We start from the raw sequence: 2,121 nt of genomic DNA on the forward strand, positions 1-2,121 counted from the left end.
CGTCGATGGATTTTCGCAAGTCCACGGGTTTGGGGTAGAGGTACACTTTTTCAACTTTGGCGTCGGGTCGCATCATGGCGGGGGCTGGCTCCGGAGAAAAACGGGAGCACAGCATCCGGCGTCAGGGGAGTGCTTTGAATGTGTAGTTCATGGAGCGGTTACTTGCGAACTTCGTTCGGGGCACATTTGGGATGTTTCGAAACCCTGCGGCCTATGAGGCTCGAATACACTGGACTATGACCAAAGAAGATGCGGAGTATTTGCTTACAATCGTCTCTCTGATTCATCGACGCCTTGATAAAGCACATATGCCTCCGAGACTTTGAAACACCCTGCACTCCGAACTTTAAATTCATACGCCGCCGTAGGAAGGCGCGGCTCTGTCTGTCACTGCGCGTATCCGGTCGGCCAAGATTACGCTGCACTATGCAAAAGTTTGCTAACGGACAGAAGCGGATATCCAAAGTTCTAATGGTCCAATTTATTATCCAGCAGAACAACGGATAAGCCGAACACGGGAGTTATAAAGTAGACGAAATTCAGAAAATTAGCTGATTACAGCACCTTTCGGGCCACTAGCGATAAGGGCTGCGCCACAGGCGGTCTTCATCCCGTCCAGCGCGATAGGCGTGCCATCGACAGTATAGGTCCTGCTGCCCTCAGCAATCGGAAAAACGCCCTTGCACAATGGACAGCTGACCTTATGACCGAGCCCAGAAATTGGCTTTCCATTCAGATTAGTTTGGGAGAAAGCTTCTAGAACCTTACCACCATGTGAAGTGGAATCGCCTAGGCGAATAGCATCTGTCATATCATCACCCCGCCTTCAGATATCCGTTTTCCACAACGCCCCACTAAACTCAATTAAGCTCGTTGCAGAAAACGGAGCAAAGAAAGCTTGCACTATAAATTCAAGCGACCAAGCTATCCCTACTTAGGGAAAACAAATCAATCGATGTTTCTTCAAGCAATACTTCAAAAGCATCCGCACCTTTTTGTTCAATATATTTAAGCTCCGAGTCAAACACTGGAACAATCCACGCAAAAACGAATGTAAGGCCATGCGTATCAGGCCCAGTATAAGAAAATGATTCATCTCCAAAAAAAACCGGAGGCTTGATCCATACAGCAGAGAGCGAGCAATCATCAAAAACAACTCCCTCCCTCTGTATTAACTGATTATTCAACAAGGCGCAACTGGATCCAATAGCATCATCTGCAAGTTGCTTTACGATTGCGACTGCATTCTTGGGAATCTCATTCTGATCAATAGACAATAACAATTCGTGGTGTATTACTTGTGCAGACACCGAAGACTTAAGTCCTACATGTGAAAGGCCTAGCGTACAAAATGTGACAACACCTTCCACACTACCATCCCGACACTCAACTACTTGATAAGAATGTGCACCTTCAGAAAAGTCCCACCCTTGGTAAATTTTCCCAAAGTGCTTCTCTATATGTTCAATAATGCTCATTTTCGATTTCCTTCTCTACGGTTGCAGGATGGGCATTTTAGAATAACGCCCGTCTGGTAATTGTCGAGAACCTCTTTTCGACTTACGCCGTCTGGGAAATCTCTTTTGCTCCACGGATCGGGATGGTGATCCATATCCCAATCTCGCGGACCTGTTCCTGGGGCAACTTCTACTTCTGTTTCGCACACAGGACAGATTTTGCCTCCGTTCGGTCCGGGAAGAGCACTATTCCATGCGTCCCTTACAGATGCCTTTCTCCATCCTCCACGACTCGTGACCTGACCTTTTTCATTTGTACCTTTAACCAATCCAAGCGGATCAATCCAACCATTGGCGTTTGGCGCATACTGGTAGATGTTAATGCCGCCCGCGAAGCCAATAGGATCCTGCGAAATAAACCGCCCAACCCTCGGATCATAGTACCTATATCGATTGTAGTGCAGCCCAGTCTCATGATCGTGATACTGCCCCTGGAACCGTATCGGATTCGTCACACCATGCTGGCGCGCCCATTCTGAACGCTGCTCCGTCACCTGCCCCCAAGCCTTGTACTGCGCGGTCCAGGCCATGTTGCCTTGTGAATCCGTCAGCTCCTGCGGCGTCCCCAAGTGATCACACTGATACCAGGCCAACGCATCAAACG

4 protein-coding genes are annotated in these 2,121 nt (G+C 48.4%); 1 reads left to right on the plus strand and 3 read right to left on the minus strand.

The features are described from left to right. Positions 1-149 precede the first annotated feature (149 nt). On the plus strand, positions 150-326 hold the full coding sequence (locus tag AACY02_RS26175; protein ID WP_445261969.1) for a TIGR02391 family protein: 177 nt from the start codon (positions 150-152) through the stop codon (positions 324-326). A gap of 221 nt (positions 327-547) precedes the next feature. Here the strand turns inward: AACY02_RS26175 and AACY02_RS25855 are convergent, their stop codons facing one another. The 3 genes from AACY02_RS25855 to AACY02_RS25865 form a co-directional block, all read right to left on the minus strand. Then, positions 548-811, minus strand: coding sequence for a PAAR domain-containing protein (locus tag AACY02_RS25855; protein ID WP_339434350.1), 264 nt, complete (start codon positions 809-811; stop codon positions 548-550). Positions 812-911: 100 nt separating this feature from the next. Beyond that, positions 912-1,478, minus strand: a complete 567-nt coding sequence (locus tag AACY02_RS25860; protein WP_339434351.1) for a suppressor of fused domain protein — start codon at positions 1,476-1,478, stop codon at positions 912-914. After that, a partial coding sequence (locus AACY02_RS25865) for an RHS repeat-associated core domain-containing protein (RefSeq protein ID WP_339434352.1) occupies positions 1,475-2,121 on the minus strand: 647 nt, incomplete at its 5' end. The genes AACY02_RS25860 and AACY02_RS25865, both read right to left, overlap by 4 nt.

This window comes from Pseudomonas sp. EA_65y_Pfl2_P78, assembly GCF_963970495.1.
Lineage (GTDB): Bacteria > Pseudomonadota > Gammaproteobacteria > Pseudomonadales > Pseudomonadaceae > Aquipseudomonas > Aquipseudomonas baetica_A.

Excerpts from the sequence above, each read along its gene's own strand:
- AACY02_RS26175 (WP_445261969.1), top strand. The coding sequence starts at position 150 with ATGGAGCGGTTACTTGCGAACTTCGTTCGGGGCACATTTGGGATGTTT.
- AACY02_RS25855 (WP_339434350.1), bottom strand. The coding sequence starts at position 811 with ATGACAGATGCTATTCGCCTAGGCGATTCCACTTCACATGGTGGTAAG.
- AACY02_RS25860 (WP_339434351.1), bottom strand. The coding sequence starts at position 1,478 with ATGAGCATTATTGAACATATAGAGAAGCACTTTGGGAAAATTTACCAA.